The organism is Roseateles sp., assembly GCF_052436255.1.
Lineage (GTDB): Bacteria > Pseudomonadota > Gammaproteobacteria > Burkholderiales > Burkholderiaceae_C > Pelomonas.
This window is the reverse complement of sequence record NZ_JBQVNP010000012.1, coordinates 12,541-25,943: the sequence shown is the minus strand read 5'-3', so window position 1 is coordinate 25,943 and position 13,403 is coordinate 12,541. Positions and strand designations below refer to the sequence as shown.

The 13,403-nt window shown below is 68.1% G+C and carries 11 protein-coding genes; 7 read left to right on the top strand and 4 right to left on the bottom strand.

The features are described from left to right. Positions 1-12: 12 nt before the first annotated feature. From ACT6S0_RS05145 to ACT6S0_RS05125, 5 genes are read left to right on the top strand one after another with little or no spacing between them, the layout of a single operon-like run. Positions 13-321 (top strand): LapA family protein, encoded by a 309-nt coding sequence (locus ACT6S0_RS05145; protein ID WP_444762821.1) that lies wholly within the window; start codon positions 13-15, stop codon positions 319-321. Next, entirely contained in the window at positions 311-1,453 is a 1,143-nt protein-coding gene (gene lapB / locus ACT6S0_RS05140; RefSeq protein WP_444762853.1) for a lipopolysaccharide assembly protein LapB, read from the top strand. Before ACT6S0_RS05145 ends, lapB begins: the two co-directional genes overlap by 11 nt. A 4-nt stretch (positions 1,454-1,457) precedes the next feature. After that, positions 1,458-2,189: a glycosyltransferase gene (locus ACT6S0_RS05135; RefSeq protein ID WP_444762820.1), complete on the top strand. Its 732-nt coding sequence runs from the start codon at positions 1,458-1,460 to the stop codon at positions 2,187-2,189. Beyond that, a complete protein-coding gene (locus tag ACT6S0_RS05130) occupies positions 2,186-3,136 on the top strand; it encodes a glycosyltransferase family 32 protein (protein ID WP_444762819.1) in 951 nt (316 codons plus the stop codon). Before ACT6S0_RS05135 ends, ACT6S0_RS05130 begins: the two co-directional genes overlap by 4 nt. Beyond that, a complete protein-coding gene (locus tag ACT6S0_RS05125; protein ID WP_444762818.1) occupies positions 3,133-4,086 on the top strand; it encodes a glycosyltransferase family 2 protein in 954 nt (317 codons plus the stop codon). Before ACT6S0_RS05130 ends, ACT6S0_RS05125 begins: the two co-directional genes overlap by 4 nt. On the opposite strand, the gene ACT6S0_RS05120 is transcribed toward ACT6S0_RS05125, so the two are convergent. Then, the gene (locus ACT6S0_RS05120; protein ID WP_444762817.1) at positions 4,037-5,167 is read right to left on the bottom strand and encodes a glycosyltransferase; all 1,131 of its coding nucleotides are present in this window, start codon (positions 5,165-5,167) and stop codon (positions 4,037-4,039) included. The genes ACT6S0_RS05125 and ACT6S0_RS05120 overlap by 50 nt on opposite strands. Before the next feature lie 33 nt (positions 5,168-5,200). Between ACT6S0_RS05120 and ACT6S0_RS05115 the strand changes: the two genes are divergently transcribed. Further along, positions 5,201-6,937 (top strand): ABC transporter ATP-binding protein, encoded by a 1,737-nt coding sequence (locus ACT6S0_RS05115; RefSeq protein WP_444762816.1) that lies wholly within the window; start codon positions 5,201-5,203, stop codon positions 6,935-6,937. After that, positions 6,934-7,215, top strand: a complete 282-nt coding sequence (locus ACT6S0_RS05110; protein WP_444762815.1) for a ComEA family DNA-binding protein — start codon at positions 6,934-6,936, stop codon at positions 7,213-7,215. Before ACT6S0_RS05115 ends, ACT6S0_RS05110 begins: the two co-directional genes overlap by 4 nt. Here ACT6S0_RS05110 and ACT6S0_RS05105 read toward each other — a convergent pair. The 3 genes from ACT6S0_RS05105 to dnaE are packed head-to-tail and all read right to left on the bottom strand — an operon-like array spanning position 7,196 to position 13,264. Continuing rightward, positions 7,196-8,371 carry a glycoside hydrolase family 5 protein gene (locus ACT6S0_RS05105; protein ID WP_444762814.1) on the bottom strand — a complete coding sequence of 392 codons (1,176 nt, stop codon included), beginning with the start codon at positions 8,369-8,371 and terminating at the stop codon, positions 7,196-7,198. The genes ACT6S0_RS05110 and ACT6S0_RS05105 overlap by 20 nt on opposite strands. Next, positions 8,371-9,657: a patatin-like phospholipase family protein gene (locus ACT6S0_RS05100; RefSeq protein ID WP_444762813.1), complete on the bottom strand. Its 1,287-nt coding sequence runs from the start codon at positions 9,655-9,657 to the stop codon at positions 8,371-8,373. Before ACT6S0_RS05100 ends, ACT6S0_RS05105 begins: the two co-directional genes overlap by 1 nt. A 28-nt stretch (positions 9,658-9,685) precedes the next feature. Then, positions 9,686-13,264: a DNA polymerase III subunit alpha gene (gene dnaE, locus ACT6S0_RS05095; RefSeq protein WP_444762812.1), complete on the bottom strand. Its 3,579-nt coding sequence runs from the start codon at positions 13,262-13,264 to the stop codon at positions 9,686-9,688. Between the last annotated feature and the right edge of the window lie 139 nt (positions 13,265-13,403).

Genomic DNA, 13,403 nt, shown 5'->3' with positions numbered 1-13,403 from the left:
GAATCCCAGGCCATGCGCACCCTCGTCTGGCTCTTGCGAGCCCTGCTCTTCTTCACGCTGTTCGCCTTCGCGCTGAACAACAGTCACGACGCCGTCGTGCGCTGGTTCTTCGGCCATGAATGGCGCGCCCCCCAGGTCATCATCGTGCTGCTCGCCTTCGGTCTGGGTGCGGCGTTTGGCGTGCTCGCCATGGTGCCTGCCTGGTGGCGCCACCGCCGCGCGGCGCAGCGCATCGAGCCCCTGCCCACCGCCCCAACGCCGGCGGCGGATGCGCCCCCTCCTCTGTCTGCGCCCTTTGCCGCCCACCAAGATGGAGTTTGATCCACGCTGGCTGCTCTTCGTCCTGCCCGTCGTCTTTGTCCTCGGCTGGCTCGCCTCCAAGCTCGACTCCAAGCAATGGAAGCTCGAACAGCGTGATTCACCGAAAGCCTATTTCAAGGGATTGAATCTGCTGCTCAACGAGCAGCAGGACAAGGCCATCGACGCCTTCATCGAAGCCGTCCAGAACGACCCCGACACGTCGGAGCTGCACTTCGCCCTGGGCAGCCTGTTCCGCCGCCGCGGCGAGACCGAGCGCGCGGTGCGCGTGCATGAACACCTGCTGCGCCGCGGCGACCTCCCCAAGACCGACCGGGACCGCGCCCAGCATGAGCTGGCGCAGGACTTCTTCAAGGCCGGCCTGTTCGACCGCGCCGAAGCCGCCTATGCCGAACTGCGCGGCAGCGCCTTCGAGCGCGAAGCGCGCCTGGCGTTGCTGTCGCTGTACGAGCGCTCACGCGACTGGTCCAAGGCGGCCGAAGTCGCTGCCGAACTTGAAGCCGCCGGAACCGGCTCCTTCGCGGGCCGCATCGCCCACTACCTTTGCGAGCAGGCCCTTGTCGCCCAATCGCAGGGTCATGCCGACCTGGCGCAAGAGCTGCTGAACCAGGCTCAGCGCCGCGAACCCGAGGCGGCACGCGCCTATGTGCTGCAGGGGCAGTTGCTGCTGAAGGCGGGTAAGCCTGAGGCCGCATTCGCGGCCTTCACCAAGCTGCTGGCCGCCAACCCGGCCGCTTTCAACCTCGTCGCTGCCGACTGCGCCACCGCCGCGCAGCAACTTGGCCAGCCCGAGCGCGCCATCGCCATGCTGCTGGAGCAGTACCAGCGCGCGCCCAGCATGCATCTGCTGCGGGCGCTGTCCGCATTGCAGCCGGCACCGCAGCGCGAACGCCTGGCTGCCCATCTGCGCGAGCAGCCGGCCCTGTCTGCCGCCACCGAGTTGCTCAAGCTCAACGCCGCCGCGCTGCCGACCGGGGAAGCCGCTGCCATGGTGCAGGCACTGGAGAAGGCCGCCAAGCCGCTGCTGCGCTATCGCTGCGCCGCCTGCGGCTTCGAGGCCGCACACTATTTCTGGCAGTGCCCCGGCTGCCTGGGTTGGGACACCTACCCGCCCCGCCACGTGGAAGAGCTCTAACCCGATGCGCCACATCATCTGCATGAAGTGGGGCACCAAGTACGGCCCCGAGTACGTCAACCGCCTCTATGCGATGGTCCGGCGCCATCTGAAGGGCGACTTCAACTTCGTCTGCCTGACCGACCGCGGTGAAGGCATCCGGGCCGAGGTGCGCTGCCTGCCCATCCCCGAGCTGACGCTGCCCAACGGCGAGCCTGAGCGCGGCTGGAAGAAGCTGACCACGTTCAGCCCGGTGCTTGTCGAGCAATACGGCCTTCGCGGCACCGCACTCTTCCTCGATCTCGACGTCGTCATCGTCGACGACATCACACCCTTCTTCGAGGTGCCGGGCGAATTCCTCGTCATCCACGACTGGAAGCGTCCCTGGCGCATCACCGGCAATTCATCGGTCTACCGCTGGGAGCTCGGCGCCCACCAGGACGTACTGGCGGAGTTCGTCGCCGACCAGTCCAAGGCCAAGACGGACTACCGCAACGAGCAGGCCTTCCTGAGTGCCGTGCTGCACCGGCAAGGCAAGCTCAAGTACTGGGACGACGCCTGGTGCGCCAGCTACAAGTACCACTGCATCCCGGCCTGGCCGACCAGCTACTGGCGTGACCCCTTCATCCCCGATGGTGCGCGCATCCTGATCTTCCACGGCGTCATGAACCCGCCCGACGCGCTGGCCGGGCGCAGCAACGGCAACTGGCGGCATGCACGCCCGGCGCGCTGGATTGCAGATCACTGGCACGAATGACCACTGTCGTTTTCATTCTCAAGGCCTTGCTCGTTCTCTTCACGGTGCTGTTCCTGCGCGAGGTGTGGACGGTGTTGCGCGCCAGGGTGCCGGCTCGCACACGCGAGACCGTCATCGGCGAAGGGCGCTGCGAGGTCGACATCCCCAAGGTGATCTGGACCTACTGGCACACCGAGCCCCCCCCGGACTTCATCGCGGCCTGTGTCGAGAACTGGCGCCGTTTTGCGCCCGATCATGAGATCCGGCTGTTGCATCGCGACAGCGTGCCTGGCTGGCTGCCCGAGCTGCGCGCGGACTTCGATGCCTTGCCTGCCTACCGCCAGGCCGACTGGCTGCGTATCCAGCTGCTCGCCCGCCATGGCGGCATCTGGCTCGATGCCTCGATGCTGCTTGCGCGCGACCTCGACTGGCTGCACCAGCAGCGCGCCCGCCGTGCCGCCAGCTATGTGGGCTTCTACATCGATCGCTTCACCACGCGGCCGGACCAGCCCATCGTCGAGAACTGGATGATGGCCGCCGCGCCCGGCTGCCCGTTCACGCGCGACCTGGCCCAAGCCTTCGACAAGGCGCTGGACGATGGCGCCGAGGCCGTGCTCGCCCGCCTCGCCGAGCAAGGCCGCGCCACCCAGGTGCTGCAGGGACTGGACCACGACTCGCAGCGCTACCTGCTGATGCATGTCGTGGCCGCTGACCTGCTAGACCGCCATGGCGCGGGCTACCGCCTGGCCCTGCTGCGCGCCGAGGACGGCCCGTTCGCCTGGCTGTGCGGCGTGGGTTGGCGCAAGACCCATCTCTACGTGCGTGTTGCGCTCACGCCCTGCCCGCGCCGCTTGCCGGCCGTGCTCAAACTGCGCGGCAACGACCGCCGCGTCATCGAGCGCCACTGGCAGCGCGGTCGCGTGTTGCCCGGCAGCGCCCTGGATGAGCTGATCCGCCGTCCATCGTGACCTGGCTCAGCCTGCTGCTGCCGATATACCGGGTCGAGGCATGGCTGCCGGCCTGCCTTGAATCGCTGCGCGACCAACTCGACGACGGCGTCGAAGTCATCTTCGTGGACGACGCTTCCCCCGACCGCTCCGCGGCGCTCGCCGCAGCTCTGCTGCCTCAGGGCCGCGTGATTTGCGAACCGGTCAACCGCGGCGTCAGCGCGGCGCGCAACCGGCTGCTCGACACGGCGCGCGGTGACTACCTCTGGTTCATCGACCCGGACGACCTGCTGGAGCCCGGCGCCATCGCCCGGCTCAGGGCCGTGATTGACCAGCACCGGCCGGACCTCGTCACCTGTGATTTCCGCGTCTTCGACGACGGCCCGTCAACCGCCTCCACCCAAGCTCGTCACCGCCACATCGCCAGTTTTGAAGGCCCGACCGGCGTGCTGATGGCCGATGTGAACCAGCGCCTGCGCGGCCTGTTCACCCAGGGCCAGTTCCACCCGTGGAGCAAGATCGTGCGTCGCGCCTGCTGGCCGGCCGGGCTGCGCTTTCCCGAAGGACGCGTCTTCGAAGACATGGCCGTCTACCCGCGCCTGGCCTTGCACACGCCTCGGCATGTGCATGTGGCCGAAGTCTGGGTCGCCTACCGCCAGCGCTCCGGCAGCCTGCTCAGCAAGCTGGATGCGAAGCGGCTGGACGACTGGACGGCTGCACTCGACGGCCTGGCCGCCGATCTGCCGCCGCTCGATGACGACGCCCGCTTCGAGATCGCCCACTTCTGCGCCCGCACGCTGCTGCGCGCCCGGCGCCGGCGCCGGCAGCTGGGCGGCGAGGCGCTGCAAGGGCTGAGGACCGATGCCGAGCGCTTCGACCGCAGCTCGCCGCTGAACCGCCGCGAGCTGCTGGCCGCCTACCTCAGGCGGGGCCGCTGGCTGCGCGGACTGCAGTGGTGGCGCAGCGCGTGATCAGCGCCTCGTAGCGCTCGCGCATCAGCGCCAGGCCGTGTTCGGCCCAGGCCCGCTCACGCGCCGCGGCGCCCAGGCGGGCCGCCAGCGCGGGGTCATGCAGCAGCCGCGCGATGGCATCGGCCAAGGCGGCCGCATCGCCCTCGGGCACGAGCAGCCCGGTCGCGCCGTCCGCGATGACGCCCCTCACACCGATGACGTCCGAAGCGATGCAGGCGCAGCCGGCGGCCATCGCCTCCACCAGCGCCAGCGGCATGCCTTCATAGTGGGTGGACAGCACATAGATCGCCTGTGACCGCAGCAGCCCGGGCATGTCGCCGTGATGACCGAGAAAACGTACTTGGCCAAGCAGGCCCATCCGCTCAGCCTGGGCTTGGATGCGCGCCAGGTGCGGGCCGGTGCCGGCCAGCTGCAGTGGCGGCTTCAGGCCGTGGCGCGAAGCCAGCAATGCAATCGCATCGATCAGCGTGGCGTGGTCCTTCTGGCGCGCGAACCGCGCGGACATCACGACGCCCGCTTCCCGCTCGCCACCGGCATGCGCAAAGCGCGCAAGGTCGATGCCGTTCGCTATCGTGATCGTCTTGTCTGCCGGCAGGCCCTGAGCCAGCAGGCTCTGCCGCACGCCCTCGCTCACACCAACCAGGGCCGCCGAGCGCCGCGCCAGCCGGCGTGACTGCCAGCGGCTCCACGCGGTATAGCGCTCGCGCGAGTTGTGCTCGACCTGGATCAGTACCGGCACGCCGGCACCCACACCGGCGTGCCGGCCCAGCAGATGCTCGGGAAAGCCGTGGGCCAGCAGCGCCGCGGGCCGCAAGCCTCTCAGCAGCGATGCCAGCTCGGCAATGCTCACCAGATGCGACCAACCCGACACCAGATGCACCGACAGCCCTTGCGCCTTCAGCGCCTCGACGCGCGCCATGGGTGTGTGCCGCTTTTGCCTGAGCACGAGGACCGGCTCGAACGGCCCGCTGCGCATGGCCGACAGGCAGAGATCGACGGCGACCTGGGTCGCGCCCGAGAAGCCGCCGGTCACGAAATGAACGACTTTCGGGCGCGCTCCGGGGGCGGTGGCGTTCGGCATGGGCGCGCAGTGTAGGAGAGACAATCGCGCCCCATGTCTTCCGACGCCAACGCCACCATCGCCAGCCGCCTGCGCCGCTTCGTCTATCCCCACCGCTGGGGTGCTGTGCTGACGGTGCTGGCTTTCGTCGGTGTCGCCGCGACCGAGACCATGATCCCCAGGCTGGTCGGTTATGCCTTCGGGGAAGGCTTCGCTAAGGACGCCTTCCCGCTGTGGATGGTTCCCGCCGTGCTGATCAGCCTGTATCTCGTGCGCGGGGTGTTCGGATTTGCCGGCCAGTACCTCTTCAACTGGACGCTCACGCGCAGCGTGACGGACTTCCGCGCCGACCTCGTCAACGCGCTGTTGCGCCTGGACGCCCAGGTCTACACCCGCATGCAGGCGGGAACGGCGGTCAGCAAGGTGGTCAACGACCCGCAGCAGATCCTGCAACTGGTCGGCAATGTCGGCCTGAGCGTGCTGCGCGATGGCCTGCCGGCCCTCGCCATGGTGGGTTATCTCTTCTTCCTGAACTGGCAGCTGACCCTGCTCAGCCTGATCGTCACGCCGCTGATGGCGGTGGTCATGAAGAAGGTCAACCAGCGCATGCGCATCATGTCCACGCGCGCCTACGACTCGCAGCTGCTGCTGGTCAACAAGGTCGACGACATGACGCGGGCCTGGCGCGTGGTGCGGCAGTTCGGCGCTGCGGCGCATGAGCGCGAGCGCTTTGCCGAGGTGTCCCAGGTCGTGCGCCGCAACGACCTCAAGACGGCCGCCGCGGCCGCGCTGGCCCAGCCGCTGTCCCAGCTCGTCGCCAGCGTCGGGCTGTCCTTCATCATCTGCGTGGCCCTGTGGCAGGCGCGGGCCGATGCCACGGGCGTGCAGGCCTTCGCCCAGTTCGTGACCGCGCTGATACTGCTCACCTCGCGGCTGCGCCACCTGTCCGACCTGGCCGCGCCGCTGACCCGCGCGACCGTGATCGCCAAGGGCTGCTTCGAGCTGATGGACGCGCCCAAGGAGGCCGACAGCGGCACGCAGGAGCTCCACATGCCGGCCCAGGGCGACATCGACATGGAGGCCGTGCGCCTGACCTACCCCGGCGCGTCCCAGCCGGCCCTCGACGGGCTGAGCCTGCGCTTTGCGGCCGGACGCACGACCGCGCTGGTGGGCGCCTCCGGCGCGGGCAAGAGTTCCATCATCCATCTGCTGCTCGGCTTCGGCCGGCCCGACGCCGGCCGCATCCTGCTCGACGGCACCGACATCGAGACGCTGACGCGTCTGAGCTTGCGCCGCCAGTTCGCCGTCGTGTCGCAGGACATCGTGCTGTTCGACGACTCGGTGGCCAACAACATCGCCTATGCCCAGCCGCGCGACGAGGCGAAGCTTGAAGCTGCGCTGCGCGCTGCCCACCTCTGGGACTTCGTGCAGACGCTGCCCGAGGGCGTGGAGACCCATGTCGGCGCCAACGGCAGCAAGCTCTCCGGCGGCCAGCGCCAGCGCCTGGCGATTGCGCGCGCCCTCTACAAGGACGCGCCGATCTGGATCTTCGACGAGGCCACCTCGGCGCTTGACACCGAGAGCGAACGCGCGGTGCAGCAGGCCCTGAGCGCCTGGTCGGGCCGCAAGACCTTGATCGTCATCGCACACCGGCTGTCGACCATCCGCGACGCCGACGCCATCCACGTGCTGGGCGCCGGCAAGCTGGTCGAGACCGGCACGCACGCCGAGCTGCTGGCCCTGGATGGCGCCTATGCCGCGATGGTGCGCGCCCAGGCGGGCGAATCATGAGGCGCCGCGGCCTGCTGCTGTGGGCCGTAACGCCTGCGCTGGCTCAGCAGGCCGAGGTCGAGGTGAACACGGCCACCCGCGCCGAGCTCGAATCTCTGCCCGGTCTCGGGCCTGCCCTGGTGCAGCGCCTGCTGGCTGCGCGGCCGTTTGCGGACTGGGCGGATCTGATGAGGCGTGTGGCGGGCATTCGCACGGCGACGGCGATCAAGCTGTCGGGTGCGGGCTTGCGCGTGGCCGGCCAAGCCTACCCGGGCGCAGTCAACGCATCCGGCTCCTGATGACGCCCATCAACGGGCTGTCCAGCGGCAGGCCGTCGCCCTTGCCCTGCTCGCGCAGGTCGTACACCTGGCCGGCGGGGAAGGCGGGCGGGATCTCGTAGTCCATGCCTTCCCAGACGTCTTCACGGAAGCTGTAGAACGCCCAGTGGGCGCCGTGGGCGTTCAGCGTGTCGAGCACGTCGCCCAGGTAGGCCCCGCAGTCCGTCCACACCCGCACGCATCCCAGCTCGCCGGCCATCACGCGGTTGGCCGGCACGCCGTGGGCCTTGGCCCAGGCGAACGGCACGCCGAGAAAACGCTGCATCGCCGCCTTGTCGAATGTCAGCGTCCTGCCGCCCCACGTGACCTTCGAGCCCGGATAGGCCAGCTGCGGCTGGCGCTTGATCTGCGGCGCGCTGGTGAGGTTCCACGGTTCGTACATGTGGAAGGCGTAGAGCAGCTTCGCGTCCTTCAGCGGCGTCCAGTAGTTGAAGCTCCAGGCATACGCGTACCAGCCACCATCGAGCATCAGCGGCGTGTCCGAATCGACTTCACGAATGGCAGTGATGAGCTGTGCGTAGAACGCCGGCAGGTCGTGCGTCGTGCCCCGGTGCCTGGCGTACCAGGCCTGGCGCACCTCGGGCGCTGCATGCTCATCCAGCCCCCTGCCCATCTCGGGCGTCGGTTCGTTGAGCAGGTTGTAGCCCGCCAGGGCCGGGTGGTCCTTGACAGCCATGGCCAGGTCGCGCCAGAAAGCGGCGGACTGTGCCCAGAACTTGCGGTCCTTCCAGAGCCGGTCGTCCTGCTTGTCCTGGTTGTGCTGCACCCAGCGGTTGCCGGGCAAGGACAGCGGCACCAGCACCACCTTGACGCCGGCGGCCCCGGCTGCATCCATCACCTGGCGCAACAGCGTCAGGTCCGGCACGGGGATGCCGCGATAGTCGTCGGCATCGCCGATCAGGAAGTCGCGCCCCTGCCCCTTCCATTTCGAGAACGTCAACCTCGCCCAGCTGGCGCCGGTGGCCTTGAGCGCCCGGAAATAGGCCTCGTCGGGCGGCTTGCCATTGAAGCTGTTGCCGCCATGGCGCGGCGTGTCCCAGAAGGCGATGTCGGCTGCCCTGACCTGCGCGGTCGTCAGCGCGGCTACGGCGCACAGGCCGCTGAGCACGGCCTTCATCAGACGCTCGCCGCGAAACCCGCCGAACGGCTGCGTCGCAGCAGCGCCGGGTCGATCTGCGGCGCGCGCGCCGGCCAGCTGAAAAAGCGCTGCACCTCGGCGCGCTTGGCCAACGTGTCGCTCATGCCCAGGTTGATCAGCTCGTTGACGAAGCTGGGTTCGAACAGCAGGTAGCTGACCAGCGCCGAGCCGCTCATCGCGTTGCCCTTGCCGCTGACGCCGAAGGCCCGCAGCATCGCCCGCACGGAATGCGGCAGGCTGGCCTGGTGCTCGGCCGCCAGGTCGTCCAGGCGGCGGCTGGGCGCGATGACGAGCAGCTCGATGGGCCGCAGTGCCGTCGAGGCACGCGTTTCGCGCGACAGCAGCGCCAAGGTGCGGTTGATGCGGCGCAGGCGCTCGACGTCGACCGACAACGCATCCAGGAAGATGTTGGACAGGGCATGGCCGGCGATCTGGGCCATGCTGGGGTGCTCGTCGGTGGCGCGGATGCGGCGGCCCTCGGGCTCCTTCATGCGCCCCGCGCCGATCACGAGCACGCGCTCGGCGCCCAGGTGCACGGCGGGCGAGATGGGTGCGCTCTGGCGCATCGAGCCGTCGCCAAACCATTCGGGCATGCCCTCCAGGTCCAGCAGCTCGGCCGGGAAGATGAACGGAATGGCCGACGAGGCCATGAGGTGACTCAGCGTCAGCCGCGCCTGTACGGCCATGCGCTGCTCGCGCAGCCAGGGCACGACGTGGTGATGGGTCTGGAAGAAGGTGACGTGCTGGCCCGAGGTGTAGCTGGAGCCTGTCAGCGCCAGCGCGCGCAGGTGGCCGGCGTCCAGCATGGTCTCGACGCGGTCCATGCTCAGGTAGCGGCCCAGCAGCTCGCGCAGCGGCGAGTTGTCGAGCAGGCTCTTGGGCCGGCTGCGACGCCAGCGCGCCAGCGCCCAGCCCAGGCTGAGCATGCTCAACCAGCGTGCACCGCTCTTGACGGCCTCGAAGGCATCGGCGCGGTAGATATTCTCGACATGCAAGCCCTGCCAGAGATGCAGCAGACCGTCGACGGCGCCGTCGAAGTCGTCGGCATGACAGGCCAGCGCCGACGCATTGATGGCACCGGCCGAGGTGCCGCTGATGATGGGAAAAGGGTTGGTCGTCACGCCGGCATCGCGCCGCAGTTGGGCGATGGCAGCCAGCACGCCCACCTGGTAGGCCGCGCGGGCGCCGCCGCCGGTCAGGATCAGGCCAGTGACCGGATGCGGGCGGATGAGACCCGCCAGGGGCCTGGGCACGCTATGTTGCATCTGGCGAAATCATCGCCGATAGCAAGCGTCATCCCGCTTCGTAAATGACCTCGGCCGCCGTGCCCAATTTGGCGATTGCCTCGTCTGCGGGCCAGAAGCGGCTGGCCTCGCCCAGCTCCACCAGCCAGCGCGCGCCCACCTTGTCGCCGTCGGGCTCGGCCTTGACGGCCACGCGCACCGGCAGGCCGAGCTTGCGCGTGCCGCCCTCTTCCGTCTCGACATCGCGCGGCGGGAAACGCTCGACGAGCTCGCTGACCAAGCCCGCCGCCCCGGCCGAACCTTTGACTTCAGCGAGCAGGAGATGCCGTCCGAACTTGGCGCGCGCCGCGGCCAGGCCCCACACGGCCTGCACATTCATGCGCAGGCCGCCCGAGAAGCGGTCGTTCTGCACCTTGCCCTGGGCAATGATGAGTTCGTCCTCGGCCAGCAGTTCCTTGTTGGCGTTCAGCAGCTCCTCATTGGCCACGGCCTCGACGGCGTCGCTCTTGTCGTCGAGCTTGAAGATGGCCACACGGCCGCGCTGGCCGTTGATGACGCGCAGGTCGCTGACGATGCCGGCCACCAGCGTCGGCTCGCGGCTGTCCACCAGGTCGGCGATCTGGCGCTTGACGATGCGTCGCACCTCGGCGCCGCCATGGTCGAACAGATGGCCCGACAGGTAGAAGCCAATGGCCGTCTTCTCCAGCGACAGGCGCTCCTTGATGCTCCAGGGCGGCGCGTCGACGAGGTCGGGCTCGACATGCGAGGCGGCATGGGAATCGCCGAAATCGAACAGACCGCCCTGGTCGGCATTGGCCTCCTGGGTTTCGGCATGCGTGTAGCCACGGCCCACGCTGGCCAGCAGCTTGTGGCGATCGGGGTTGATGCTGTCGAAGGCGCCGGCCTTGATGAGCGCCTCCACCGCGCGCTTGTTGACGGCCTTGCGGTCCACCCGCAGGCAGAAGTCGTAGAAGCTCAGGAAGGGTCCGCCGGATTCACGCGCCGCGATGATGGCTTCGATGGCGCCGCGCCCGGTGCCCTTGACGGCGCCCAGGCCGTAGTTCACCAGCCGGTTCGTCATGGGCTCGAACCGGTACACGCCCTTGTTCACGCAGGGCGACTGGAACTCGATGCCGAAGATCTTTGCGTCGTTGAGCAACACCTTGAGCTTGTCGGTGTCGTCCATTTCGATGGTCATGTTCGCCGCATAGAACTCGGCCGTGTAGTGCGTCTTCAGCCAGGCCGTGTGATAGCTCAGCAGCGCATACGCAGCGGCATGCGACTTGTTGAAGCCGTAGCCCGCGAACTTCTCCATCAGGTCGAAGACTTCGTCAGCCTTCTTCTCATCAATGCCCTTCTCCGCCGCGCCCTTGCGGAACATCGCGCGGTGGGCGGCCATCTCCTCGGCCTTCTTCTTGCCCATGGCCCGACGCAGCATGTCGGCGCCGCCGAGCGAGTAGCCGCCCAGCACCTGGGCCGCCTGCATCACCTGCTCTTGGTAGACGAAGACGCCGTAGGTCTCCTCCAGCACCTGGCCCAGCAGCGGGTGCGGGTACTCGATGACCTCCTTGCCATGCTTGCGCGCCACGAAGGACGGGATCAGGTCCATCGGGCCCGGGCGGTACAGCGACACCAGCGCGATCAGGTCCTCGAAGCGCGAGGGCTTGGCGTCCTTGAGCAGGCGCTGCATGCCGGGCGATTCGAACTGGAACACGCTCTCCGAATAGCCATCGCCGAAGAGCTTGAACACCTTGCGGTCGTCCAGCGGCACATTGGCCCAGTCGAAGTCCTTGCGCTCGGGGTAGCGGGCGACGATGAAGTCCTTGGCCAGCTCCAGGATCGTCAGCGTGGCCAGGCCCAGGAAGTCGAACTTCACCAGGCCGATGGCCTCGACATCGTCCTTGTCGAACTGGCTGACCGCCGAGGTCGAGCCCGGCTGCTGGTACTGTGGGCAGAAGTCGGTGATCTTGCCCGGTGCGATCAGCACGCCGCCGGCATGCATGCCGATGTTGCGCACCATGCCTTCCACGCGAGCGGCCAGCTTGAGCAACTCGGCCACCTCTTCGTCGGCGGCCTCGCGCTCTTCCAGCTCCGGTGCCTCGTGGCGGGCGTAGATGACCTTGGACTTCTCCGGGTCGAAGTCGGGCGGCAGCTTGGCCAGCGTCACCGCTTTGCCGGGCGGCGCCGGGATCAGCTTGGCGATGCTGTCGACATGGCCATAGCCCATGCCCAGCACCCGACCGATGTCGCGCAGCGCCGCCTTCGCGGCCATGGTGCCAAACGTCGCGATCTGGCTGACCGCCGGGCGGCCGTACTTGTCCTTGACGTAGTCGATGACGCGGTCGCGGTTGCCTTGGCAGAAGTCGATGTCGAAGTCGGGCATCGAGACGCGTTCGGGGTTCAGGAAGCGCTCGAACAGCAGGTTGTACCTGAGCGGGTCGAGGTCGGTGATGAGCAGCGCATAGGCCACCAGCGAGCCCGCGCCCGAGCCCCGGCCGGGGCCGACCGGGCAGCCATTGGCTTTGGCCCAGCGGATGAAGTCCGACACGATGAGGAAGTAGCCGGGGAAGCCCATCTTGATGATGGTGTTCAGCTCGAACTCCAGCCGCTCGACATAGCGCGGGCGCTCTTTCTCGCGCTCGGCCTCGTTGGGGAACAGGTGCTTGAGCCGCCCCGCCAACCCCTCATGGCTCAGCTCGCGGAAATACTGCTCCATCGGCATGGGCTTGCCGTCGTCCATCAGCGGCGTCGGGAAGTTGGGCAGCTGCGGCTTGCCAAGCACCAGCGTCAGCGAGCAGCGGCGCGCGATCTCCGTCGTGTTGCGGATGGCGCTCGGGATGTCCTTGAACAACGCGCGCATCTGCGCCTGCGTCTTGAAATACTGGCTGGGCAAGAAGCGCTTGATGCGCTTGGGGTTGGCCAGCGTCTCACCTTCGGCCACGCACACGCGCGCCTCGTGCGCCTCGAAATCGTCTTCGGCCAGGAACTGGATGGGATGCGTGGCAACCACCGGCAACCCCAGCTCAGCGGCCAGCGGCACGCTCGCCTGCACCAGGGCTTCCTGACCAGGCAGGCCGGCGCGCTGCAGCTCGATGTAGAAGCGGTCGGGGAAGACCGCCGAGAGGCGTTGCGCCCATTCGCGCGCGCGCACCTTGTCGCCCTGCATCAGCGCCTGGCCAAGTCCGCCGTGCTGTGCGCCGGACAGGCAGATCAGCCCGCCGCCCAGCTCCGTCAGCCATTCCCACTTCAGGCAGGCCTGGTTGCGCTGGACGTTGTCGATCCAGGCGCGCGACAGCAGCTCGCTGAGGTTGAGATACCCCTGGCTGTCCTGCACCAGCAGCAAAAGCCGCGTCGGCGGCTTGTCGGTCGCATCGGTTTCCAGCCAGCAATCCGCCCCGAGGATGGGCTGCACGCCCTTCTTGCGCATCGCGCTATAGAACTTGATGCCGCCGAAGAGGTTGGCCAGGTCGGTGATGGCAGCCGCCACCTGGCCGTCCGCCGCCGCCGCGTCTGCCGCGTCGTCGGTGCGGAGGGTGCCGTCCACGACCGAAAACTCGGTGTGCATGCGCAGGTGGACGAAGGGCAGGTCTTGCAATGCTTGCGGGTTCAGAGCGGCGGTCTCGGGCATCGCGGCATTGTAGGAAGCCGCCCGGCCCGGCTCGTCGCCACTGCCAGCACGCGCCGTAAACGCTTCCGGCCAAGAATATTAAGTATTACTTTTAATCGATATCAAGTCTCGAATCGGCGTTACCGCGAGGTTACGAGGC